Source organism: Aeromonas sp. 1805 (genome assembly GCF_013085525.1).
In the GTDB taxonomy this organism is placed as follows: Bacteria; Pseudomonadota; Gammaproteobacteria; order Enterobacterales; family Aeromonadaceae; genus Aeromonas; species Aeromonas hydrophila.
In genome coordinates this window covers 3,069,548-3,092,273 of the sequence record NZ_CP038515.1, presented here as the reverse complement: position 1 = coordinate 3,092,273, position 22,726 = coordinate 3,069,548, and the positions used below count along the sequence as shown (strand labels likewise).

Sequence of the window (22,726 nt, the reverse complement as noted above, 5' to 3'; positions counted from 1 at the left end):
CTCGACTTGGCAGGTGGATGACGGGATCAAAAAAGGCGCCAAGGCGCCTTTTTTATATGAGGTATCGTGCCAGTGCTGACACTTTTTATACGAAGTATCATGCCTGCCAATGCAGGCATTTAGTCAGACTGTTTGCGATTGGCATTGGGGCGGCCACCCGTGACCACATCGGCACGTCCCTCCTCCTTGGCCTTTTCCGCGCGCTTCTTGCGCATCTCCTTGGGATCGGCGATGAGCGGACGGTAGATCTCGATGCGATCGCCATCTTGCAGCAACTCGGAGCCCTTGACCGGTCGGCTGTAGATGCCGAACTTGTTGACCGTCAGATCGATCTCGGGGTGTTTTTGCACGATGCCGGATTGCTCGAGGGCGGCCAGCACCGAGGTCTGTGCAGGCACCCGCAGCCGCAGCACCGTCTGCCGCTCGGGCAGGGCGTAGACCACTTCGATGTTGAGTTGATCAGGCACCGTACACCACCTTGGCGCGGTTGGAGAAGGCGAGCACCATGGAGCTCACCAGATCGCGGAAGATCTGGCCGAAGGCCAGCTCGATGAGTTTGGAGGTGAACTCGAAGTCGAGATCGAACTCCACCTTGCAGGCATCCACGTCCAGCGGCGTGAAGGTCCACCAGCCCGCCAGCTTGCTGAAGGGCCCCTCCACCAGCTCCATCTTGATCTGCCGGTTGGCATCGAGCAGATTGCGGGTGGTAAAGGTCTTGGCAATCCCGGCCTTGGCCACATCGACCGAGGCCGTCATATAGTCATCGCCGGTTTCGTGGACACGGCTGCCGACACAACCGGGCAGGAACTCCGGATAAGCGTGAACATCATTGACCAGCCTGAACATCTGTTCGGCGCTGAACATCACCAGGGCACTGCGAGTAATACGGGGCATGGCTTTTCCTCATCCAATCGCCGCGATTTTATCATCATGTTTCATCTTGTGGAGGTAAAACCTCGGTCAAACTGCTCATAAAGCCATCAGTTGACCCGCTGCGCGTTTTACAGCCGCCCTTGCCCACGTATAATGCCCTCCTCCCAGTCATTGCCGGAAATCGCCCGTCATGAGCAAAAAAAACAGTAAAAACAAAGCCGGGTCCAACACCATTGCACTCAACAGAAGCGCGCGCCACGAATACTTCATCGAAGAGAAGATCGAGGCGGGTCTGTCCCTGCAAGGGTGGGAAGTCAAATCTCTGCGGGCGGGCAAGGCCAACATCAGCGAAGCCTATGTCATCTTCCGCGATGGTGAGGCTTACCTGTTTGGCTCCAGCTTCCTGCCACTGCAAGCGGCCTCCAGCCATGTGGTGTGCGACCCGACCCGGACCCGCAAACTGCTGCTGAGCCGCCGTGAACTCGACAAGCTCGAGAGCCTGATCGCCCGTCAGGGCTACACCGTCGTTCCCCTCGCCCTCTACTGGAAACAGTGCTGGGTCAAGGTCGAGATCGGCCTGGTGAAGGGCAAGAAAGAGCACGACAAGCGTGAAGACACCAAGGCCCGCGAATGGGATCGGGAAAAAGCGCGCATCATGAAGAACAAGCACCGCGGTTGATGGTGCGCCGCCTGCCGGGCGCCGCCCAATAAACCAGCAATCGACCGGCCAAGGCCGGTCGATTGCCATCAACGCCTTGCCATGACAGGATTTTTGCGTACAATCGCTCTTACCAACTTGGGGCTGATTCTGGATTCGACAAGATTCACGAAACCCAAGGTGCATGCCGAGGTGCGGTAGGCCTCGTTAATAAACCGCAAAAAAATAGTCGCAAACGACGAAAACTACGCACTCGCAGCTTAATAACCTGCGCTGAGCCCTTCTACCCTAGCTTGCCTGTGTCCTAGGGAATCGGAAGGTCATCCTTCACAGGATCGTGTGGAAGTCCTGCTCGGGGCGGAAGCATTAAAACCAATCGAGCTAGTCAATTCGTGGCGTGTCTCTCCGCAGCGGGTTGGCGAATGTAAAGAGTGACTAAGCATGTAGTGCCAAGGATGTAGTAATTTTGGACGGGGGTTCAAATCCCCCCAGCTCCACCAAACGTTTGGAAAGGGCCACCTCGCAAGAGGTGGCCCTTTTTATTTAGGCTTTCTTTGCAGTGGGTCATTCAACAAGCCTCACGGCTCAAAGAGCATCTGCACAATAGGGGGAAGCGAGATCTTTTGAGTCTTGGATCAACCTAATCAAGCGGATTTTGTGAGATTATTCAGCACAATACTGTTTCTGAATTTATCCATCATCCATGACCGACGCAATTCCCAGCTATGAACACATGATGCCTGCCGTGCTTTTTTCATTGAAAGACGGCAACAGCTATACGCTTCGACAAGTGTATGAAGCTGTATGTGCTCATTATGCTTTTACTCCTGAACAACTGGCTCACACCCTGCCAAGCGGGCGACAAACCACGGTTCGCTCCCGGGTCGGCTGGGCCAAGACCTATTTGGTCAAAGCGGGTCTAATCGAGCAACCCAAGCGGGGCATTTGCCTTATCACCGAACGGGGCAAGGCGGCACTAGCCTCGGGACATGCTATCGACAACCACTATCTGGCCCAATTCAACGAGTTCGTGGCGTTTACCCTGGCCTCCAGTGAAAGCATGGGCAATCCGTCCCGGATCGTGACGGACGCAACGACACAGTCCACGCCAGAACAGGCCAGCACCCCTCAAGAGCAGATTGAGCAGGCGCTGGCCGCCATCAATCAGTCCCTTGCCGATGACTTGCTGGCCGAGATCCTTGGTCTTTCCCCTCGCTTCTTTGAACAGCTGGTAGTCGATCTGATGGTGGCCATGGGTTATGGCGGCAGCCAGCAGGATGCCGCACGCACCACACGCTACAGCAGCGATGGCGGCATCGACGGCATCATCAAGGAAGACAGACTTGGGCTCGACTCCATCTACCTGCAAGCCAAGCGCTACACCGACAAAACCGTCGGGCGTCCCGAGATCCAGTCTTTCGCAGGCGCCCTGGATCTGCACAAAGCCCGCAAAGGGGTCTTTATTACCACCTCCAGCTTTAGCCGTGAGGCACAGGAGTATGTCGGGCTAATTGAGAAACGTATCGTGCTGATCGACGGCGTACATCTGGCTGCTCTGATGATCGAATACGGCGTCGGCGTCACTGTCCGCCAGACCCTCACCATCAAGACCCTGGATTCGGATTACTTTCTGGAAGAGTGAACATGGACAAGAGCAATTTCGAGTTTCTCAAAGGCACCAACGACTTCCTCTATGCCATCGCCTGTGCCGCCGAGAACAACTATCCGGATGATCCCAATACAACCCTGATGAAGATGCGGATCTTCGGTGAGGCAACCGCCAAGCATCTTGGTAAATTGTTAGGCCTGCCTGCGACAGAGAGTCAACTCGACCTGCTAAGAGAGCTCGGCAAGATCAACTTTGTCGATGACGGCATCATGGGGGTATTTCATACCCTGCGTCGAACCGGCAACAAAGCGGTCCATGACTATCACAACGACCTTGATGATGCCGCCATGACCCTGAGACTCGGTTTCCGCTTGGGGGTCTGGTACTACCGCCTGATCAGCAAACAGTATGATTTTGCCGCTCCCATTTTTGTGCTGCCACAAGGAGAGCGCCACAACTATCACCAGGAGGTGATGGCGCTGAAGCAGGAGCTGGAACAGCGCAGCCTAGCCCAGCAACAGACAGCAGCCGAGATCGTAGCCCAACAACAACAGCTGATAGCGCTCAATGGCTATATCGCCATCCTCGAAGGCAAGCAGCAAGAGACCGAGGCGCAAACGGCAGCGCGTATCGCTGCCCTGGAGGCCCAGCTGGCCGCCAGAGAGGCCGAGCTGGCGAAGCTGACTGCTACCGAACGCGCGCTCTACCTCCAACAGGTCAAGGAGTTTGCAGCGGCTCGTTCGCTCGATTTGAGCGAGAGCGAGAGTCGTTATTTGATCGATGCCCAACTGCGCAAGGCTGGCTGGGAGGCCGATACCCAAAACCTCAAATTTGCCAATGGCACCCGCCCGCAAGCGGGCCGCAATATGGCGATTGCCGAGTGGCCTACGGCTGAAGATGAAACGGGTAAACGGGGTTTTGCCGACTACGTGCTGTTCGCGGGGCTTGTTCCTGTCGGCATCATTGAAGCCAAGAAGGGCAACATCGATGTGGCAGGCAAGCTTACGGAGGCTTACCGCTACAGCAAGTATTTCGATATGGCTCACCTCAAGGAGGAGCTCTATGCATCAGCCACCGACGCGCAGGCCCATGATCAGGTCACAGAGATGCATGCCAGCTACCTGCGCCAGTGGCATGAGCCCGGCAGCCCGGTGAGCTACAAGGTGCCATTTTGCTTCTCTGCCAATGGCCGCGAATATCGCGCCGCCATGAAGAGCAAGAGCGGCATCTGGTATCGGGATGTGCGCCACTCCGGCAATATGCCCAGAGCCCTGCCCGAGTGGCATCGCCCCGAAGAGCTGCTGGCCATGCTGGCGCGAGATCCCCAGCGCAACAACCTCTGGTTTGCCAGCCACAGCGATATGAGCGAACTGGGGTTGCGCTACTACCAAGAGGAGGCGGTACAAGCCGTTGAGCAGGCCATCATCGCCGGTCAGCAAGATATCCTGCTGGCGATGGCAACCGGTACGGGCAAAACCCGGACCGCCATTGCCCTGATGTTCCGCCTGATCCAGTCACAACGCTTCAACCGCATCCTGTTTCTGGTCGACAGAACCTCCCTCGGCAAACAGGCATTGGGCGCCTTTGAAGATACCCAGATAAGCGGCGATACCTTCAACGCCATCTTCAATATCCAGGGGCTGACGGACCGTTTCCCACAAGACAGCACCAAGATCCACGTCGCCACCGTTCAGTCACTGGTCAAGCGCACCCTGCAGAGCGATGAGGTGATGCCGGTTGGCCGCTACGACTGCATCATCATCGACGAAGCACACCGGGGTTACATTCTCGACAAGGAGCAGACCGAGGGCGAGATGGCCTTTCGCAACCAGCTCGACTACATCTCCGCCTACCGTCGCATCATCGACCATTTCGATGCGGTCAAGGTGGCGCTCACCGCGACCCCGGCGCTGCACACCATCGATATTTTCGGCGGGCCATCGCGCCAGCCGGTCTATCGCTACAGCTATCGCAAAGCAGTACTCGACGGCTATCTGGTGGATCAGGAGCCGCCCATTCGCATCATCACCCGCCGCAGCCAGGAGGGGGTCTACTTCGCCAAAGGGAGTCAGGTACACCGTCTGAGCAATCAGGGCGAGCTGATTGACGATACCCTCGAAGATGATCAGAACTTCGAGGTGGCCAACTTCAACCGCGAGCTGATCGCCTCCAACTTCAACCGGGTCGTCTGCGAGGAGCTGGTCAATCACCTCGACCCCACCGGCAATCAGAAGACCCTGATCTTCTGCGTCAACAACAACCATGCCGACAACGTGGTCGACGAGCTGCGCACCGCCTTCAAAGCAAAATTTCCGGCGCTGGAACATGACGCCATCATCAAGATCACCGGCGATGCCGACAAGGACGCCAACAAGGTGCAATCGATGATCACCCGCTTCAACAAGGAGCGGCTGCCCAACATAGTGGTCACCGTCGACCTGCTCACCACAGGTATCGACATCCCCAGCATCTGCAATCTGGTCTTTATGCGCAAAGTGCGCAGCCGCATCCTCTATGAGCAGATGAAGGGGCGCGCGACCCGTCTCTGCCCCCAGGTGGGCAAGAGTGCGTTTCGCATCTTCGATGCCGTCGATCTCTACGCCACCCTGGAGCAGGTCGATACCATGCGCCCGGTGGTGGTGCGCCCTGACGTCCCCTTGCAGACTCTGGTCAACGAGATCACCGACTCGGAAACTTATCAGGTGAAAGAGGCCGATGGCCGCAGCTTTGCCGAGCACAGCCACGAGCAGCTGGTGGCCAAGCTGCAGCGCATCAGCAACCAGGCCAGCTACAACCGCGATCGCTCAAAAGAGGTCGCCGAACAGCTGGCACGCCTCGATGAACTCTGCCGCGAGTCGGCTGGCTGTGATTTCAACCAGCTGGGCCGAACCTTGCGCAGCAATGGCCCGCGCTGGTCTGCCGAGGTGTTCAACCAGTTGCCAACCCTGATCCCACGCCTCGAGCACCTCAAGCGCACCATCAACGAGCTGCGGGATCTGCCCATCTTCAGCGATATCGACGATGAAGTGATTGAAGTGAGCCGTGCCTATGGCGATCACGACAGTGCAGAGGATTTCCTTGATGCCTTCGACCAGCTGGTCAGCCGCTCCCAAAACGAGCAGGCCGCCATCGACGCCATCATCAACCGCCCGCGCGATCTCACCCGCAGCGCGCTGCTGCAACTGCAAGAGTGGTTCGACAAAGAGAACTACAACGATTCGACCCTGCGCGCCGCGTGGAAGGCCGCCAAGAATCAGGATATCGCCGCCCGCCTGGTCGGCCATATTCGCCGTGCCGCCATCGGCGACCCCCTGCAGCCGTTCGAGGATCGGGTAGACAAAGCGCTGGCCCGTATCAAAGAGCAACACGACTGGAACAGCGAGCAGCTTATCTGGCTCGAACGGCTTGCCGACTCCATCAAGGAGAAGGTGGTGCTCGATGATGACACCTTCAAGGTAGGCAACTACCGCCGCCGGGGCGGCAAACCCAAGCTGATGCAGCTTTTTGATGACAAGCTCGATGAGCTGCTCGCCGAGTTCAGCCAACTGATCTGGGATAAACCCGCCTGAAACGGGTACAATCCTGCCCACTTTGGTGGTGCCTGACAGAGGCGCCCACTCACTCTTTACAAGGCGGCCTGCGGGCCGCCTGCTCAACGAGAAATACCGATGAACAACACCGATCTGGTCGCCAAGCTCTGGAAGCTGTGCGACAACCTGCGCGACGGCGGCGTCTCCTACCAGAACTATGTCAACGAACTCGCCTCCCTGCTGTTTCTCAAGATGTGCGAAGAGACCGGACAGGAGACAGATCTGCTGCCGGAGGGGTATCGCTGGCGCGATCTCAAGAGCAAGCTGGGGCAGGAGCAGCACCGCTTCTACCGCAACATGCTGGTTCAGCTCGGGGTTGACGATCACGCCATCGTTCGCGCCATCTTCCAGAACGTCAACACCACCATCACCCAGCCCGCCCAGCTTAGCGAGCTGGTCAGCAACATGGACAAGCTAGAGTGGTTCGACGGGGAAAAGGGCAAGAGCCGCGACGACTTCGGCGACATGTATGAAGGGCTGCTGCAGAAGAACGCCAACGAAACCAAGTCCGGAGCCGGTCAATACTTCACCCCGCGCCCGCTCATCAACGCCATCGTACAGGTGATGCAGCCTGCGCCCCGCGAGGTGATCCAGGATCCCGCCGCTGGCACGGCTGGCTTTCTGATCGAAGCCGACCGCTATATCAAGGCCCACAGCCGGGATCTCGATGATCTCGACGAGGCGGATCAGATCTTCCAGATGAAAAAGGCCTTCGTCGGCCTCGAGCTGGTGCCGGAGACCCGCCGTCTGGCCCTGATGAACTGCCTGCTGCACGATATCGAAGGGGATGACCAGCACGGCGCCATTCGCCTTGGCAACACCCTCGGCAAGGATGGCGAGACCCTGCCCAAGGCTCACCTTGTCCTCTCCAACCCCCCCTTTGGCAGCGCCGCGGGCACCAATATCACCCGCACCTTTGTCCACCCCACCAGCAACAAGCAGCTCTGCTTTATCCAGCATATCTACGACGCCCTCGAGCCCGGTGGCCGCGCCGCCGTGGTGATCCCCGATAACGTCCTGTTTGAAGGGGGCAAGGGCACCGAGATCCGCCGCGACCTGATGGACAAGTGCAACCTGCACACCATACTGCGTCTGCCCACCGGTATCTTCTATGCCCAGGGGGTCAAGACCAATGTCCTCTTCTTCCAGAAGGGCACCCCGGACAATCCGGCCCAAGACAAAGGCTGCACCAAGACGGTCTGGGTCTACGATATGCGCGCCAATATGCAGACCTTCGGCAAACGCGCCCCCCTCACCCAGGCGCACTTTGCCCCCTTTATCGCCGCCTATGGCCGTGACAAGAACGGTCAGTCACCGCGCAGCGAAGGGGTCTGGCAACAATTGGGCGAATTGCCACAGGAAGCCGTGCAAGCGCAGAGCCTCGAAACCGCCCGCTGGCGCAGCTTTAGCCGTGAGTGGATCCGCGATAACAAGGGGGATTCGCTGGATATCAGCTGGCTCAAGGATCAAAACAGCGTCGATGCGGCCGACTTGCCCGAGCCGCTGGCGCTGGCCAACGAGGCCAAGGATGAACTGGAAGCGGCGCTGGCCGAATTGCAGGATCTGGTTAAGGCGCTGGAGGGGATGGCGTGATGATTTCATTCCCTGCCGAATGGGTAGAAACCACCCTTGATAATATTGCTGATTGGGGCTCTGGTGGCACACCATCCAGAAAAAATGAAGATTATTATGGTGGTGATATCCCGTGGGTCAAAACTGGTGATCTCGGGGAGAAAATAATAAAAAAACCAAGCGAATACATTACTGAACTTGGTCTGAAAAATTCTAGCGCTAAACTTTTCCCAAAAGGTGCGGTAGCCATTGCAATGTATGGTGCAACTATAGGGAAAGCATCTATTCTTGGTATCGATGCGACAACCAATCAGGCTTGTGCTGTTGGCAATCCAAAGCCAAATGTTACCACATCGGAGTTTTTATATTATTTTTTGTTAAATGAGAAGGATGTTTTCGTTGCAAAGGGAAAAGGTGGTGCGCAACCAAATATATCTCAAGGGCTAATAAAGGAGCATGTAGTTTATCTCCCTCCAGTCGCAGAGCAAAAAGAGATTGTCGACCGGCTTGATATATTGCTGGCTCAGGTGGAGGCCACCCAAGCCCGTCTGGCACGTATTCCGGATATTATCAAGCAGTTCCGCCAATCCGTGCTCGCCGCTGCGGTGAGTGGGAAACTGACAAAAGAGTGGATAGGAATCTCAACCTCTAAGAGAACGTATTTAACGCTTAATGATGTCGGCATTGAAGTAAAAACTGGTCCTTTCGGCAGTGCATTGCATAAAAGTGATTATTTAACTGGAGGTATTCCAATTATAAATCCAATGCATATATCTGAAGGAAAAATAACGCCTTCTTTGAACATGTCAATTTCAAAAGAAAAATTCGAAGAGTTAGCTGCTTGGCAGCTTCGAAAAAACGACGTAATTATTGGTCGCAGAGGTGAAATGGGCAGGGCTGCTGTTGTAAACACAGATGGGCATCTTCTCTGCGGAACAGGCTCAATGATCTTGCGTGTTACAGATAACGCACTACCAAAATACCTTGAAATAATTTTGCGCTCACCTGTAGCTGTAGACTACTTCAATTCATCTTCCGTTGGCTCAACAATGGTTAACTTAAACCAAAAAATAATTAAAAACCTTAAAGTGTATTTTCCTGAAATTGAAGAGCAAACCGAAATCGTCCGCCGCGTCGAAAAGCTCTTTGCCTATGCCGATACCCTCGAGCAGCAGGCCAAAGCCGCAAAGGCGCGGGTCGATAACCTGACCCAGGCCATTCTGGCCAAGGCGTTTCGCGGTGAGCTGACTGCCGACTGGCGCGCAGCCAACCCGGACCTGATCAGTGGCGACCATAGCGCCGCCGCCCTGTTGGCCCGCATTCAAACCGAGCGGGCCACCGTCAAGCCGCGCAAACGGGCATCCAAACCAGCTATCAGCCCCACATCATCAGGAGTCCCCCAATGACCCCAGCTCGCTCTTATAAAAATCGTTCCCGCCGCCTGCGCAAAAAACTCCATGTCGGCGAGTTTCAGGAATTCGGTTTTCAACTCATGTTTAGCCTGAAGCCTCAGCTGGTGAGTTTTGAAGAGGCGCTCGATCGCTGGCTTGAGTTTATCGAGTCGCAAGGTTGGGGCTTTGGTGGAGGTGGTACTCTCTCTGCACACGAGATCAGTGGCTACCTCTGCAAGTTTGCCACCGGCTCCCTGACTGAGGCCGATCGGGAACAGGCGGCTTGTTGGTTGGCCAGCCAGCCCTGGGTTGCCGCCCACCAGGTCGAGTCGCTGAGCGATGCCTGGTACGGCCCCTGGCCAGAGTGATCGGGCTACCGGTTGAGTCTGCCTCCAGGCTCAACCTTTCCCTCATCCTGCGGATTTGATTAGCTTCGCCTAACGCCGCTCTTTTCAAGATCCATCACGACCTAAAGGGGATAAGTGGCCATGAAATGGATAGTCCTTGCGGGGTTGCTTGGCGCAGCACCGGCTTATTGCAGCGAGCAGCTATACAAGGCGTTGTGGCTTGATACCAATGGCAAGCATGAGGTCACGCTGTCGGTCGATGAGATCCCGGCTACGGAGAAAGACAGTCGCTCTCTGGCTATTACCGGATTGGGCACCCTGAACGGTGAGCAGGAGTGGGTCCTGTATGACAGCGTCACCAACTGCAACCTCGATATGTTCATTAATATCAACCCCGCCGGATTTGAGGTCGTCGAGCTCACCGGCAAGGGGGATTATTATCTGCTGCTCTCTTATTCAATGGCCTGTCGCGGCGGGCTCGATCCCGGTGATGTGAAATATTTTGCTTACCGAGATGGCAAAAAGTTTGCCCTGCGTGGGGTTGAACATTTTGTCGCTGATGGCAAGCCCCTGTACCCAGAGGAAAAACCTGTGCCTGTTGCAGGAACAAATCTTAAAAAACACCCAGAACTCTACCGCTACATGATGAAGAAATGGCCTGAACTTTCCACCGTTGTGATCCAGTGACAGGCGCGATTTACCAACCATCAGCTTGAACGGAAAGAGGGCCACCTCCCAAGAGGTGGCCCTTTCTATTTGCCAGCCCTTATCTACAAAACCGGTGCACTCTCCCCCGCCTGCTGGCAGGCCCAGTCGATGAAGGCTTGCGCCTTGGGGTTCTGGCAATTGGGCAGGGTGGCGATGTAGTAGCGCTGGGCGCAGCGCACCGCCATGTCCGGGAAGGGGGCCACAAGCTCGCGCCGGGCCAGCCGCTTGCTCACCAGGTTCTGCCGTCCCATGGCGATCCCGGCGTGGTTCATGGCGGCGATGATGGCGAGATCGGAGCGATCAAACCCCATGCTGGCCCTGCATGCCGAAAGCGACACGCCGGACTGCTCGGCCCAGCTGGACCACTCGTCGCCGTCGGAGTCATGGCCCCAGGCTTGCCGATCGTGCAGCAGGCGGCAGTGCGCTAGGTTGGCCGGGTTGCCGAGCAGCCCGTGCTGTTCGGCATACTCCGGGCTGCACACCGGCACCATGTACTCGTCCATCAGCGGATGGATGGCGAGCCGGGCAGGCGGCTTGTCGTCGAAATAGAGGGTGAGATCGATGCCGTAACCGTGCAGGTTGATGTTCTCGTTGCCGGTCATGATGTTGAGCTCGATCTGGGGATGCAGGCGGGAGAAATCCGCCAGCCGAGGCACCAGCCAGCACTGGGCGATGGAGGGGCGCGAGTAGACGGTCAGGGTGCCCGACAGCTCCTGATGCCGGATCTCCAGGATCTCCTGGTTGATGAACTCCAGCGATGACTTGAGCGCCCAGAACACCCGCTGCCCGTCTGCCGTCAGCGCCACCTTGCGGTGAAAGCGCTGGAACAGCTTGAAGCCGAGATCCTCCTCCAGCGCGCTTATCCGGTGGCTCACCGCACTCGGGCTGAGCGCCAGCTCGTCGGCGGCCAGCGCAAAGGAGCCGTGTCTGGCTGCCGCTTCGAAGGTGTGCAGCCTGGCCAGCTGATAGCCGTTGAGCAGCTTGTTTCCCGCAACACTGCTTCTTGCCACATAGTTCTCTTCGCCGTACATATGCCCCCCTTGCAAAACCGGCACCGATGATACCGAAAAAGTGGTCCGCTGCATCAGCTCACACCACGCAAAACCACCTTCACACCATAAATGTGATGAATGTGACACCTTTGCATCAATCCAGCTCACCCAAGCTGCCGGTTTCATCATTTGTCAGGGAACCTGCATTTTCATTCAATAGCGCCAACATCATTCCCATGACAGAGGCACGCCATGAATTCAGAAATGTGGATCGTCGGAACCCTGCTGACCAGCATATTGCTGATCGTCGTCACCATAGTGAAGGGCAAGGTCCACCCCTTCCTCGCCCTGCTGCTGGCGAGCTTCTATGTGGGCGCCCTGATGGGGATGAACCCGCTCAAGATGGTCAACGCCATGGAGGAAGGCATAGGCGGCACCCTGGGCTTTCTGGCCGCCGTCATCGGCCTTGGCACCATACTCGGCAAAATGATGGAGGTGTCGGGCGCCGCCGAGCGCATCGGCCTCGCCCTGCAGCAGTGCCGCTGGCTGTCGCCCCAGGTGACCATGGTGCTGGTCGGGCTGGTATGCGGTATCACCCTGTTTGTGGAGGTGGGGGTAGTACTGCTCATTCCGCTGGCCTTCTCCATCGCCCGCAAGACCAACACCTCGCTGCTTACCCTGGCCATTCCACTCTGTACCGCCCTGATGGCCGTGCACTGCATAGTACCGCCCCACCCCGCCGCCCTCCATGTCACCAATCAGCTGGGTGCCGACGTGGGATCCGTCATCGTCTATGGCCTCGCGGTCGGGTTGTTTGCCTCGCTGGTAGGCGGCCCGCTGTTTCTGAAGCTGCTGGGCAAGCGGGTACCGTTCAAGGAGGTGCCTGCCGCCTTTGCCGACATCCAGGCCCGTAACGAGGCCGAGCTGCCGACCTTGGGCGCCTCTCTCTTCACCGTGTTGCTGCCCATCCTGCTGATGCAGGTCAAGACGGTGGCCGAACTCAACATGGATCACGCCAGCCACCTCTATACCCTGCTGGAGTTTATCGGCAACCCCATCACCGCCATGTTCATCGCCGCCTTCACCGCCTACTACGTGCTGGGGATCCGCCGGCGCATGCAGATGGAAGAGCTGCTGGACCAGACCGAACAGTGCTTCTCCTCCATCGCCAACATATTGCTGATCATCGGTGCCGGCGGCGCCTTCAACGGGGTACTCAAGGCCAGCGGCCTGGGGGACGGCCTGGCCACCATTCTCTCCCAGCTCGACATGCATCCCATCCTGCTGGCCTGGCTGGTGGCCATCGTGCTGCACGCCGCCGTGGGCTCCGCCACTGTCGCCATGATGGGGGCTACCGCCATCGTCTCCCCCATCATGGTTCACTACCCGAACATCAGCCCGGAGATCATGACGCTCGCCATCGGCTCTGGCGCCATTGGCTGCACCATGGTCACCGACTCCCTGTTCTGGCTGGTCAAGCAGTATTGCGGCGCCACCCTGAACGAAACGCTCAAGTACTACACTACCGCCACCTTCGTCGCCTCCCTGATGGCGCTGGCCGGCACTTTCCTGCTCTCCTGTATCGTGTAACGAGGCCGAGAACACCATGAAAAACATCGACGTATCACAACTCACCCAGCAGTTTCCGCTGCTGCAATCCCTGATCGCGCTGGAACCGGTCAGCTGGTTCAACCCTAAGGCCACCACCCTAAAGGAAGGTCTGCCCCACGTAGGGCTGGATGGCCGCGATGTGGCGGATGCCTCCGCCCGCCTGGCCCGCTTCGCTCCCTACCTATGTGAAGCCTTCCCCGAGACCCGCGCCAGCAAGGGCATTCTCGAATCCGACATCGCCGCCATCCCGACCATGCAGCGCACCCTGAATGCCCGTTACGGGGTCGAGGTGAGCGGCCGGCTGCTGCTCAAAAAAGACAGCCATCTGCCCATCTCTGGCTCCATCAAGGCGCGCGGCGGCATCTACGAGGTGCTGGCCCACGCCGAGCAACTGGCCATCAAGGCCGGTCTGCTCTGCGAAGAGGACGATTATCGCAAGCTGTTCACGGACGAGTTCCGCCACTTCTTCAGCCAGTACAGCATCGCGGTGGGCTCCACCGGCAACCTCGGCATGTCCATCGGCATCATGAGCGCCCGCCTCGGCTTTCGCGTCACCGTCCACATGTCGGCTGATGCGCGGGCGTGGAAGAAGCGCAAGTTGCGCGAACATGGCGCCATCGTGGTGGAATACGCAGAGGATTACGGGGTCGCGGTGGAGCAGGGGCGCAAGGAGGCCGAACGCGACCCCAACTGTTTCTTCATCGATGACGAGAACTCCCGCACCCTGTTCCTCGGCTACGCGGTGGCCGGTGAACGGGTGAAAAAGCAGTTTGATGACATGGGGATTGTGGTGGACGCCGACCATCCGCTGTTTGTCTACCTGCCCTGCGGTGTCGGTGGCGGCCCCGGCGGGGTGGCCTTTGGCCTCAAGCTCGCGTTTGGGGACCACGTCCACTGCCTGTTCGCCGAGCCGACCCACTCCCCCTGCATGTTGCTCGGGGTCCACACCGGCTTGCACGATGCCATTGCGGTGCAAGACCTTGGCATCGACAACCTCACCGCGGCCGACGGCCTCGCGGTGGGGCGCGCCTCCGGTTTTGTCGGCCGCGCCATGGAGCGGCTGCTGGCAGGTTTCTACACCCTGAGCGATCAGGAGATGTATGACCTGCTGGGACTCTTGACCCGCGCTGAGCAGATCAAGCTCGAACCTTCTGCGCTGGCCGGCATGGCAGGCCCATGGCGCGTCGCGGCCGACCTTGGGTGGCAGGCTGGTCAGGGGCTGGATGCCGCTCGCATGGCCCGTGCCACCCACCTGGTGTGGGCCACCGGCGGCGGCATGGTACCCGCCGAGGAGATGGAAAAGTACCTGGCCAGCGCCCGCCGCTGATCTTTTTTTCAGCCATAAAACCCGCCTGACTGGCGGGTTTTTCTCGTGTGGGATCAGCAAGATGGCGCCCCTGCTCACCATCCCACACATCAGACGGCCAGACAGCTGGACACCCTGAATTGCCGACAATCCCCCCAAGCTGGTTATTTTGTGATACGATAGTGGCCGTTTTTTGACATCTGCACCCACGTTGGCGCCCTGATCCGGCGAGATCGCGACCCAATCCGTCGATCACAACCATCACGGGCATGCAGAAAAACCGTGGCCTGATGGCCCCGTCCGGCACAAAGCCTGGCGGCGGTCAGCAAGACACACGAGATAAGGAGATCGGGCAATGAAACAATATCAAAGCTGGCTGGGACAATATCTGATGAGTCGCCGCGATGGGGATCACGCCATGGCATCCGAACTCGCCAGCTCCATCTGCGAGTTCTGGCAGGCCCAGGGAGACGAGGCCGAGTTCAGCAAGTGGCAGCAGATCTACCAGCAGCACGTGGAAAAGACCACCTGACCCATTGGGTGCCCCCTCGGCACCCGCCCATCACCCATAAAAAAACCGGCGCTCATGGCGCCGGTTTTGCATTTCAGTGACCCGGATTACATCTGGTCGACCATGTCCTGGGCGAACTGGGAGCAGGAGCGCAGGGTGGCCCCTTCCATCAGACGCTCGAAGTCATAGGTGACGGTCTTGTTGCGGATCGCAGCTTCCATCCCCTTGATGATGAGGTCGGCCGCTTCGGTCCAGCCCATGTGGCGCAGCATCATCTCGGCAGAGAGGATCAGGGAGCCGGGGTTGACCTTGTCCTGACCGGCGTATTTCGGCGCGGTGCCGTGGGTTGCTTCGAACAGGGCCACGCCGTCGCCGATGTTGGCACCCGGCGCGATGCCGATGCCGCCCACCTGGGCCGCCAGCGCGTCGGAGATGTAGTCGCCGTTCAAGTTCATGCAGGCGATGACGTCATACTCGGCCGGGCGCAGCAGGATCTGTTGCAGGAAGGCGTCGGCGATGACGTCCTTGACCACGATGGTCTTGCCGGTTTTCGGGTTCTTGAAGGAGCACCAGGGGCCGCCATCGATGAGCTGGGCATCGTACTCTTTCTGGGCCAGGGCGTAGCCCCAATCCTTGAAGGCACCTTCGGTGAACTTCATGATGTTGCCCTTGTGCACCAGGGTCACGGAGTCGCGATCGTTGTCGATGGCATACTCGATGGCGGCACGCACCAGACGCTCGGTACCGGCCTTGGACATGGGCTTGATGCCGATGCCGCAGGTCTCGGGGAAGCGGATCTTCTTCACGCCCATCTCGTTTTGCAGGAAGGCGATCACCTTCTTGGCTTCGTCGCTGTCGGCTTTCCACTCGATGCCGGCGTAGATGTCTTCGGCGTTCTCGCGGAAGATCACCATGTCGGTCAGATCAGGACGCTTGACCGGGCTCGGGGTGCCCTCGTAGTAACGGACCGGGCGCAGGCAGATGTAGAGATCCAGCTCCTGGCGCAGGGCCACGTTGAGGGAGCGAATACCGCCGCCGACCGGGGTGGTCAGCGGGCCCTTGATGGCCACGCAGTATTCACGAATGAAATCCAGGGTTTCGGCCGGCAGCCAGGCACCTTCGCCATAGACATGAGTCGACTTCTCGCCGGTGTAGATCTCCATCCAGGCGATCTTGCGCTCGCCTTTGTAGGCTTTCTCGACCGCGGCATTCACCACATTCAACATGGCCGGGGTCACGTCCACACCGATGCCATCCCCTTCGATAAACGGAATGATCGGATGGTTGGGAACCTGCAGCTTGCCGTTGGCATCGACTGTGATTTTTTGACCCTGGGTCGGGATAACTACTTTGCTTTCCATCGGCATCTCCTAACTTCCGTTTGTTATCAATCTGTAAGTTGCGCGCGGCCATCTTAAGCCCATCCATTTGCAGAATCAAATGGCGAGCACGCATGTCAGACCATAGTCGCGCACTGGATCACAATGCGTCCCTTCTGCCTGCTCCGGATCCGAAGCAGCCCCGCCGGTGCCTGAGTTGGACAGGCTCCAGCAGCATCCCTGCTTATTCTGCCAGCCCCTCGGCCTGCCCCTGTGGCTGGCTGAGTGCCCGGTACTGGGAGGGGGTCAGCCCGGTCTTCTGCTTGAACACCCGGCAAAAATAGTTCACATCGCTGTAACCACAGCGGCTGGCCACCTCTTCAAGGCGAAAACGGTATTTCTTGAGCATGAACTTGGCCCGATCGATGCGCACCCAGCTGATGTAATCGGCCAGGCGCATGTGCCCCTGCTCGCGAAACAGGTGCGACAGGTGGCTGGCCGAGACGTTGAAGCGATGGGCGATCGAATCCCGGCTGATGGGGCGGTGAAAGTTCTCCTGGATATAGATGCAGATCCCGTGAAACAGCTCGGCCCCCCGCGGCCGCTCGAAGGTGGACTCGGCCAGCAGCTGGCGCACGCTGGTGAGCAGCGCCTGCAGCAGGTGATTGTCGGTGGGGGAGCGAGCGGGATCCTCGGTCAGCACGTTGAGTGCCGCCAGTATGTGTTCGTTCACATGGCCGGCCCGGGCCATGATGCTGTGCTTTTGCACGTCAAAAAAATCGGGGTCTTCCCGCCGCTTGCTCACCAGACTGAAGCCGAGCTGGCGCTTGCCGAACAGCAGGCTCAGCACCGAGCAGTCGGTGGTCCAGAGCGGCTTGTTCCAGCCATTGGGGGGGATGTAGAGCGCCTGCCCCGGGGCGATGCAGATCTCCTGGCAGCCCTGCTCCCTGTCCCAGATCTGGTTGCGGTACTCGCCGCTGAACACCAGCTCGAGGCGGGGAAAGTTGACCTGATAGCTGAAACCGGGCGGTACCCCCTGATCCTGGGCAAACCAGATCTGGTCGAAGGGGGCCTGCTCGTGGAGGGCGCCATCGAGCAACTGGCTGAAGACAAGAGACATGCTGATCCTGATCAAGAGAGAGGCAAGCGGTTGCGGTGCCCGCGACCGCCCATGTTATAGTCCGGTCCACGGCAGCAATGCCACCCTTTTCTGCACCCGATTTTCTGCACACCAAATGAGGCATCCCTTATGAGCAGTCGCGATCTGCCCTCTTTTTTGTCAATGCAAAATCCGATTCAAGGCTACGACTGGGGCAGCCATGACGCCCTCACCACCCTGTTCGGCATCCCCAATCCGGCGGGCAAGCCCCAGGCCGAACTCTGGATGGGAGCCCACCCCAATGGCTGCTCCGAGGTAGTACTGGCCGGACAGGCGCAAAAGCTCTCGACCCTGATAGAGCGCGCCCCCGCCGCCGTGCTGGGAGAGGCCACCCAGGCCCGTTTCGGCAGCCTGCCGTTCCTGTTCAAGGTGCTGTGCGCCGAAAAGGCCCTCTCCATTCAGGTGCACCCGAGCAAGGCGCAGGCCGAAGCGGGCTTTGCCAAGGAAGAGGCCGCCGGCATCTCGCCCAAGGCAGCCAATCGCAATTACAAGGATCCCAACCACAAGCCCGAGCTGGTGTTTGCCCTCACCCCCTATCAGGCGATGAACGGCTTTCGCGCCATCCCGGCCATCCTGGCGCTGTTCGAGCGGGTCAAGCTGCCCACCCTTGCCGAGCTGGTCGCCGCCCTCGCCGCCAGCCAGAATGAAGCGGGTCTGCAGCACTTCTTCCACCAGCTGCTGGTGCTGGAAGGGGCGTGCAAGGAGGAGACACTGGCGGGGCTGCTGGCCTATGCCGCGGCTCATCAGGATGAAGAGACCTTTGCGCTGATCACCAGCCTGGCCGCCCAGTACCCGGGAGATGTGGGGCTCTTCTCGCCGCTCTTGCTCAACGTGGTGACCCTGCAGCCCGGTCAGGCGATGTATCTGGACGCCTGCACCCCGCACGCCTATGTGCGCGGCACTGGCCTCGAGATCATGGCCAACTCCGACAACGTGCTGCGCGCCGGGCTCACCCCCAAGTACATAGACGTGGCAGAGCTGTTGGCCTGCACCCGCTGCTTACCCAAGCCGGACGACCAGATCCTGCTTGCCCCCCGCGTGGAAGGGGCGGTGCAGCACTTCGAGGTGCCGGTGCCGGACTTCACCTTCAGCGTCTACCCGGCGGGCGAGCACCAGCTCACCACCGCCAGCGCCGAGATCCTGTTTGCCATCGACGAGGCCGTGACCCTCAAGCGCGGCGACGACACTCTGCGCCTCGAGAAGGGGCAGTCCGCCTTCATCCCGGCCGCCACCGGCCGCTACCAGCTGCTGGCCGAGGGACGGGTCGCCCGCGCCGGCAACCGCTGCTAAACCGATTCAAATCGACCCATGACCACAAGGGCCATCCAGGATGGCCCTTGTTTTTTGGCGGTCTCAGCCACAGCGCCCCCCTGCCCTCTGCCGACAAATTTCTTGATGTGCGGCATAAATTCATCAGATCCTGCTGTCGTCCTCTGCCGGGTTGGCTATCATGCCCGTCTGGCTATCACTGCGCCTTGACCCTCGCCGGAGCCACCACAGTCACCCGGCACCAGTTCAGGAAGAACATAATGAAAGGCTACTGCGGACTATCCGTTTTATTGCTGGCGCTGCTGGGCAGCCCGGTGCATGCCGCCTGTGACAAGGGGGTGGCACTCAGGCTGGCCAAGGCGTTCTGGAACGAGCACAAGGATTTCTATTACGCCGACCCGGCGCCGCTCAAGGCACTGCTCACCCCCGACTTCTTCGCCGTGCTAAGCAGCGAGGCCGCCTGCAACGCCGACGGCGAGGTGTGCGCCATCGATGCCGATCCCTGGATCAACGCCCAGGATGGCGAGGTGAGCGAACCCGTCAGCTTCACCCTGGCCAACGAGCAAGAGCAAGGAGTAACGGTCAGGATGCAGTATCTGTTCGCCCTCTCCGACACCCAGAAAGAGCCGCAGACGGTCAGCCTCCACTTTCAACAGAGCGGCGACAATCGCTGCTACCTGATGGATGACTTCATCCCCCCGGCGACGGTTCCCTCAAGCAACGCCTGCGCCAATGGCAGAGCCACAACGCCATCGAGCCGCAATAAAAAACCCCCGCCGTGCCGGCGGGGGTTTTGCATTCTGCCGGGCCGCGTACGCATCAGCGCCGGGCTGGCCACGGGGTCACTCCTCCACGGCCTCCGGCTGAGGTTCTTCAGCGCGGATCTGCTGCAGCTCTTCGACCCTGGCCTGCCATTTGTCGTGGGCCTGTTTGCGCTCCTGTTGCTTGAACTCTTCGCGCATGGTGTCGATCTCTTGGACCAGTTTTTCCATCGGGATGTCTCCTTACATCTGGGTGAACATGACAAGTAAAACGGGTTGACGGCACACTCCGCATCAAGGGCGTTGGCCTGTCGGTTCATCAGGTTTGACTTCCGGTTTGCCAAAACTGTCCAACTAAATAAACGATTGGATATGCAAAAAGCAATCTAAAAAATGATTAAACGTCTCTCGACAGACCATCAAAAGAAGGTCAAAACCGCCTCTTCCCACTCCAACCAAGAAAGAACAAACAACTATTTATCAAATGGTTACATTCACACCACTGCAAGTCTGCATACCCTTTTCAATCGGCCGATTATGCACTGATTTTTCACACCCCCTTCTTGTGTTTCCTGCCACCCCGCCACCATGAGCATCCCCTACGGCCAGGTCGCCGCTTTTGCCGACCGGCTCACAATTTTCTCGCCTGCTCGAGCGCACAAATCTCCATCCCGCCGCCTGCCGACAGCATTCAGGCTCACCACTTATTGGTCATCAGCCGCACTCAGATTAAAAATAACAGACTGTTTTTAAATGCATTTTTATAAAAACCAGTTCCCCAGCACAGGCAGGATAAAATGCGAGCAGGGTCACAGGCAGGCGCCATCGACACAAAAATCCAGTAAAGGGCACATATCTCCGATTTCGGCCGAGGCACTTGGGAGAAACAATAGGCAGGTCAACCCGTTGCACCACCGTTTTCAACAGGACCAGTTCCATTCGGACGGCACCAGCCAGGAGAGAACCATGCTCACCACCCTGATAGATGAAGGATTGATCTGCCTCGAACTTGCGGCCCGCGACAAGCAGGCGCTGTTTGTCGAACTGGCCGCCAGGCTCAAGGCCAGCGGCAAGATAGCCAGTCAGGATCAGTTTGTCCGCGACCTCTGGGCGCGAGAGGAGCTGGACAACACCGGCTTCGAGCAGGGAGTCGCCCTGCCCCACGCCAAGAGCGAGGCGGTGCGAGAGCCCGCCATCGTGGTCGGCATCAGCCGCCAGGGCATCGACTACGGCGCCGAAGATGGCGAGCCCTCCAAGCTGTTCTTCATGATTGCCTCCCCGGCGGGCGGCGCCAACCACCATATCGAGGTGCTGGCCGAGCTCTCCACCAAGCTGCTGGAACCCGGTTTCATCGCCAGCATGCAGGCGGCCACCAGCCGCGCCGAGGTACTCGCCTTGCTGGCCGCACCAGGGCCGTCCGCAGCCCCTGCCGCCCCTCAGGCGCAACCTGCCCAGCCGGCGGAGCCGCAGGAGCGCGGCATCAAGGCCCAGCTCAACACCCTCAAGCAGCATTTGCTGTTTGGCACCTCCCACATGATCCCCTTCATAGTCGCGGGGGGCGTCTTGCTGTCGCTGTCGGTCATGATCAGCGGCAAGGGCGCCGTGCCCGAGGCGGGCGTGCTCAAGGACATGGCCGACATGGGGATTGCCGGGCTCACCCTGTTTACCGCCGTGCTGGGCGGCTACATCGCCTACTCCATGGCAGACAAACCGGGCCTGGCCCCCGGCATGATCGGCTCCTGGATTGCAGTGCAGCAGTTTCATACCGGTTTTCTCGGCGCCATCCTGGTGGGCTTTATCGCCGGCCTCATCGTCAACCAGCTCAAACGCATCAAGCTGCCGGACTCCATGAGTTCGCTCGGCTCCATCTTCATCTATCCGCTCATCGGCACCTTCCTGGTGTGCGGCATCGTCATGTGGGTCATCGGCGCCCCCATCGCCGCCATGATGGAAGGGATGAACCACTGGCTCTCCAGCATGGCGGGCTCTGGCAAGGTGATGCTGGGGGCCATCCTCGGTGGCATGACCGCCTTTGACATGGGCGGCCCCATCAACAAGGTGGCCACCCTGTTCGCCCAGACCCAGGTCAACACCCAGCCCTGGCTGATGGGTGGGGTCGGCATCGCCATCTGCGTGCCGCCGCTCGGCATGGCGCTGGCGACCCTGCTCTCGCCCAAGCGCTATAAGAAAGAGGAGCGTGAAGCGGGCAAGGCAGCCGCCATCATGGGCATGATCGGCATCAGCGAGGGGGCCATTCCGTTTGCCGCCGCCGACCCGGTGCGCGTCATCCCGGCCATCGTCGCAGGCGGCATCGTCGGCAACATCACCGGTTTCATGATGCACAGCATCAACCACGCCCCCTGGGGCGGCTGGATCGTGCTGCCGGTAGTGGAGGGCAAGATGGGCTATATCCTCGGTACCATCCTCGGCGCCCTCACCACGGCCCTTATCGTCAACCTGCTGAAAAAGCCGGTCAGCGACACCGAAGAGAGCAACGAGCGCCAGGAGGAGTACCAGATCATCGAGGCGGAAGGGGAAGCCGAAGTACTGGCCATCACCGCCTGCCCCTCCGGCGTGGCCCACACCTTCCTGGCCGCCAAGAGCCTGCAAAAAGCGGCCGCCAAGGCCGGCATCAAGCTCAAAGTGGAAACCCAGGGCGCCAATGGCATCATCAACCGCATCAGCGCCAAGGACGTGGCCAACGCCCGCTGCGTGATCTTTGCCCACGATGTGGCCATCAAGAACAAGGAGCGCTTCGCTAATATCGAGGTCATCGACGTGAAGACCCGGGAGGCCATCCACAACCCGGAAGGGCTGCTGGCCCGCACCCAGCCAGGGCGCCAGGTGGCCTGACAACGGCAGTTGAGAGATATATGACAAAAGGGGCTCTGGGCCCCTTCTTTTATCTCGGTATCAGGCAACAGCAAACCCCGTTCGTCAGCCGCCCGAACGGGGATAGCGCCCTCCCCCTCAGGATCGATAAGATAGGAGCCATATTGTGCCTTCGCCTGCCAGCCGGCCTGGCGACCGCACCTGGACGGAGCCTTGCA

General features: G+C 59.1%; 17 protein-coding genes, 1 other RNA gene and 1 pseudogene. 14 read left to right on the top strand and 5 right to left on the bottom strand.

The features are described 5' to 3' along the window. Positions 1-119 precede the first annotated feature (119 nt). Positions 120-467: an RnfH family protein gene (locus tag E5E96_RS14595; RefSeq protein ID WP_011705345.1), complete on the bottom strand. Its 348-nt coding sequence runs from the start codon at positions 465-467 to the stop codon at positions 120-122. Continuing rightward, positions 460-894, bottom strand: coding sequence for an SRPBCC family protein (locus tag E5E96_RS14590; protein WP_011705344.1), 435 nt, complete (start codon positions 892-894; stop codon positions 460-462). Before E5E96_RS14590 ends, E5E96_RS14595 begins: the two co-directional genes overlap by 8 nt. 169 nt (positions 895-1,063) lie before the next feature. On the opposite strand from E5E96_RS14590, the gene smpB reads away from it, so the two are divergent. The 8 genes from smpB to E5E96_RS14550 all read left to right on the top strand — a co-directional run bounded on the left by smpB (position 1,064) and on the right by E5E96_RS14550 (position 10,727). Then, entirely contained in the window at positions 1,064-1,552 is a 489-nt protein-coding gene (gene smpB, locus E5E96_RS14585) for an SsrA-binding protein SmpB (RefSeq protein ID WP_011705343.1), read from the top strand. A gap of 119 nt (positions 1,553-1,671) precedes the next feature. Further along, positions 1,672-2,031: a transfer-messenger RNA gene (ssrA, locus tag E5E96_RS14580) on the top strand. 203 nt (positions 2,032-2,234) lie between these two features. Beyond that, the gene (locus E5E96_RS14575; protein WP_171282470.1) at positions 2,235-3,173 is read left to right on the top strand and encodes a restriction endonuclease; all 939 of its coding nucleotides are present in this window, start codon (positions 2,235-2,237) and stop codon (positions 3,171-3,173) included. A 2-nt stretch (positions 3,174-3,175) separates the two neighbouring features. Continuing rightward, complete coding sequence (hsdR, locus tag E5E96_RS14570; RefSeq protein ID WP_171282469.1) at positions 3,176-6,709, top strand: type I restriction-modification system endonuclease; 3,534 nt, start codon at positions 3,176-3,178, stop codon at positions 6,707-6,709. 99 nt (positions 6,710-6,808) lie between these two features. After that, positions 6,809-8,323, top strand: a complete 1,515-nt coding sequence (locus tag E5E96_RS14565) for an N-6 DNA methylase (RefSeq protein WP_171282468.1) — start codon at positions 6,809-6,811, stop codon at positions 8,321-8,323. Then, positions 8,323-9,708, top strand: a complete 1,386-nt coding sequence (locus E5E96_RS14560) for a restriction endonuclease subunit S (protein WP_171283238.1) — start codon at positions 8,323-8,325, stop codon at positions 9,706-9,708. The genes E5E96_RS14565 and E5E96_RS14560 overlap by 1 nt, the downstream gene beginning before the upstream one ends. After that, complete coding sequence (locus E5E96_RS14555; protein ID WP_171282467.1) at positions 9,705-10,061, top strand: 50S ribosome-binding protein YggL; 357 nt, start codon at positions 9,705-9,707, stop codon at positions 10,059-10,061. The genes E5E96_RS14560 and E5E96_RS14555 overlap by 4 nt, the downstream gene beginning before the upstream one ends. 120 nt (positions 10,062-10,181) lie before the next feature. Next, the gene (locus E5E96_RS14550; RefSeq protein ID WP_146062331.1) at positions 10,182-10,727 is read left to right on the top strand and encodes a M949_RS01915 family surface polysaccharide biosynthesis protein; all 546 of its coding nucleotides are present in this window, start codon (positions 10,182-10,184) and stop codon (positions 10,725-10,727) included. Positions 10,728-10,810: 83 nt separating this feature from the next. Here the strand turns inward: E5E96_RS14550 and dsdC are convergent, their stop codons facing one another. After that, the gene (gene dsdC / locus E5E96_RS14545) at positions 10,811-11,779 is read right to left on the bottom strand and encodes a DNA-binding transcriptional regulator DsdC (protein WP_171282466.1); all 969 of its coding nucleotides are present in this window, start codon (positions 11,777-11,779) and stop codon (positions 10,811-10,813) included. A 213-nt stretch (positions 11,780-11,992) separates the two neighbouring features. Between dsdC and dsdX the strand changes: the two genes are divergently transcribed. From dsdX to E5E96_RS14530, 3 genes are all read left to right on the top strand, one after another. Then, positions 11,993-13,330, top strand: a complete 1,338-nt coding sequence (gene dsdX / locus E5E96_RS14540; RefSeq protein WP_171282465.1) for a D-serine transporter DsdX — start codon at positions 11,993-11,995, stop codon at positions 13,328-13,330. 16 nt (positions 13,331-13,346) lie between these two features. Beyond that, a complete protein-coding gene (locus E5E96_RS14535) occupies positions 13,347-14,678 on the top strand; it encodes a D-serine ammonia-lyase (protein WP_171282464.1) in 1,332 nt (443 codons plus the stop codon). Positions 14,679-15,012: 334 nt separating this feature from the next. Beyond that, positions 15,013-15,189: a hypothetical protein gene (locus tag E5E96_RS14530; RefSeq protein WP_011705338.1), complete on the top strand. Its 177-nt coding sequence runs from the start codon at positions 15,013-15,015 to the stop codon at positions 15,187-15,189. An 86-nt stretch (positions 15,190-15,275) separates the two neighbouring features. On the opposite strand, the gene icd is transcribed toward E5E96_RS14530, so the two are convergent. After that, a complete protein-coding gene (gene icd / locus E5E96_RS14525; RefSeq protein ID WP_011705337.1) occupies positions 15,276-16,529 on the bottom strand; it encodes an NADP-dependent isocitrate dehydrogenase in 1,254 nt (417 codons plus the stop codon). 202 nt (positions 16,530-16,731) lie between these two features. Then, on the bottom strand, positions 16,732-17,607 hold the full coding sequence (locus E5E96_RS14520) for an AraC family transcriptional regulator (protein WP_171282463.1): 876 nt from the start codon (positions 17,605-17,607) through the stop codon (positions 16,732-16,734). Between the two features lie 129 nt (positions 17,608-17,736). Here E5E96_RS14520 and manA point away from each other — a divergent pair, with 129 nt between their 5' ends. The 3 genes and pseudogenes from manA (at position 17,737) to E5E96_RS14500 (ending at position 22,529) form a co-directional block, all read left to right on the top strand. After that, the gene (gene manA, locus E5E96_RS14515) at positions 17,737-18,936 is read left to right on the top strand and encodes a mannose-6-phosphate isomerase, class I (protein ID WP_171282462.1); all 1,200 of its coding nucleotides are present in this window, start codon (positions 17,737-17,739) and stop codon (positions 18,934-18,936) included. 239 nt (positions 18,937-19,175) lie between these two features. After that, positions 19,176-19,681: pseudogene (locus E5E96_RS14510) on the top strand (hypothetical protein). A 961-nt stretch (positions 19,682-20,642) separates the two neighbouring features. Next, the gene (locus E5E96_RS14500; RefSeq protein ID WP_171282461.1) at positions 20,643-22,529 is read left to right on the top strand and encodes a PTS fructose transporter subunit EIIC; all 1,887 of its coding nucleotides are present in this window, start codon (positions 20,643-20,645) and stop codon (positions 22,527-22,529) included. Positions 22,530-22,726 lie beyond the last annotated feature (197 nt).

What these genes read in the sequence shown, in the direction of transcription:
- E5E96_RS14590 (WP_011705344.1), bottom strand. Translation starts at nt 894, where the DNA reads ATGCCCCGTATTACTCGCAGTGCCCTGGTGATGTTCAGCGCCGAACAG.
- smpB (WP_011705343.1), top strand. Translation starts at nt 1,064, where the DNA reads ATGAGCAAAAAAAACAGTAAAAACAAAGCCGGGTCCAACACCATTGCA.
- E5E96_RS14575 (WP_171282470.1), top strand. Translation starts at nt 2,235, where the DNA reads ATGACCGACGCAATTCCCAGCTATGAACACATGATGCCTGCCGTGCTT.
- hsdR (WP_171282469.1), top strand. Translation starts at nt 3,176, where the DNA reads ATGGACAAGAGCAATTTCGAGTTTCTCAAAGGCACCAACGACTTCCTC.
- E5E96_RS14565 (WP_171282468.1), top strand. Translation starts at nt 6,809, where the DNA reads ATGAACAACACCGATCTGGTCGCCAAGCTCTGGAAGCTGTGCGACAAC.
- E5E96_RS14560 (WP_171283238.1), top strand. Translation starts at nt 8,323, where the DNA reads ATGATTTCATTCCCTGCCGAATGGGTAGAAACCACCCTTGATAATATT.
- E5E96_RS14555 (WP_171282467.1), top strand. Translation starts at nt 9,705, where the DNA reads ATGACCCCAGCTCGCTCTTATAAAAATCGTTCCCGCCGCCTGCGCAAA.
- E5E96_RS14550 (WP_146062331.1), top strand. Translation starts at nt 10,182, where the DNA reads ATGAAATGGATAGTCCTTGCGGGGTTGCTTGGCGCAGCACCGGCTTAT.
- dsdC (WP_171282466.1), bottom strand. Translation starts at nt 11,779, where the DNA reads ATGTACGGCGAAGAGAACTATGTGGCAAGAAGCAGTGTTGCGGGAAAC.
- dsdX (WP_171282465.1), top strand. Translation starts at nt 11,993, where the DNA reads ATGAATTCAGAAATGTGGATCGTCGGAACCCTGCTGACCAGCATATTG.
- E5E96_RS14535 (WP_171282464.1), top strand. Translation starts at nt 13,347, where the DNA reads ATGAAAAACATCGACGTATCACAACTCACCCAGCAGTTTCCGCTGCTG.
- E5E96_RS14530 (WP_011705338.1), top strand. Translation starts at nt 15,013, where the DNA reads ATGAAACAATATCAAAGCTGGCTGGGACAATATCTGATGAGTCGCCGC.
- icd (WP_011705337.1), bottom strand. Translation starts at nt 16,529, where the DNA reads ATGGAAAGCAAAGTAGTTATCCCGACCCAGGGTCAAAAAATCACAGTC.
- E5E96_RS14520 (WP_171282463.1), bottom strand. Translation starts at nt 17,607, where the DNA reads ATGTCTCTTGTCTTCAGCCAGTTGCTCGATGGCGCCCTCCACGAGCAG.
- manA (WP_171282462.1), top strand. Translation starts at nt 17,737, where the DNA reads ATGAGCAGTCGCGATCTGCCCTCTTTTTTGTCAATGCAAAATCCGATT.
- E5E96_RS14500 (WP_171282461.1), top strand. Translation starts at nt 20,643, where the DNA reads ATGCTCACCACCCTGATAGATGAAGGATTGATCTGCCTCGAACTTGCG.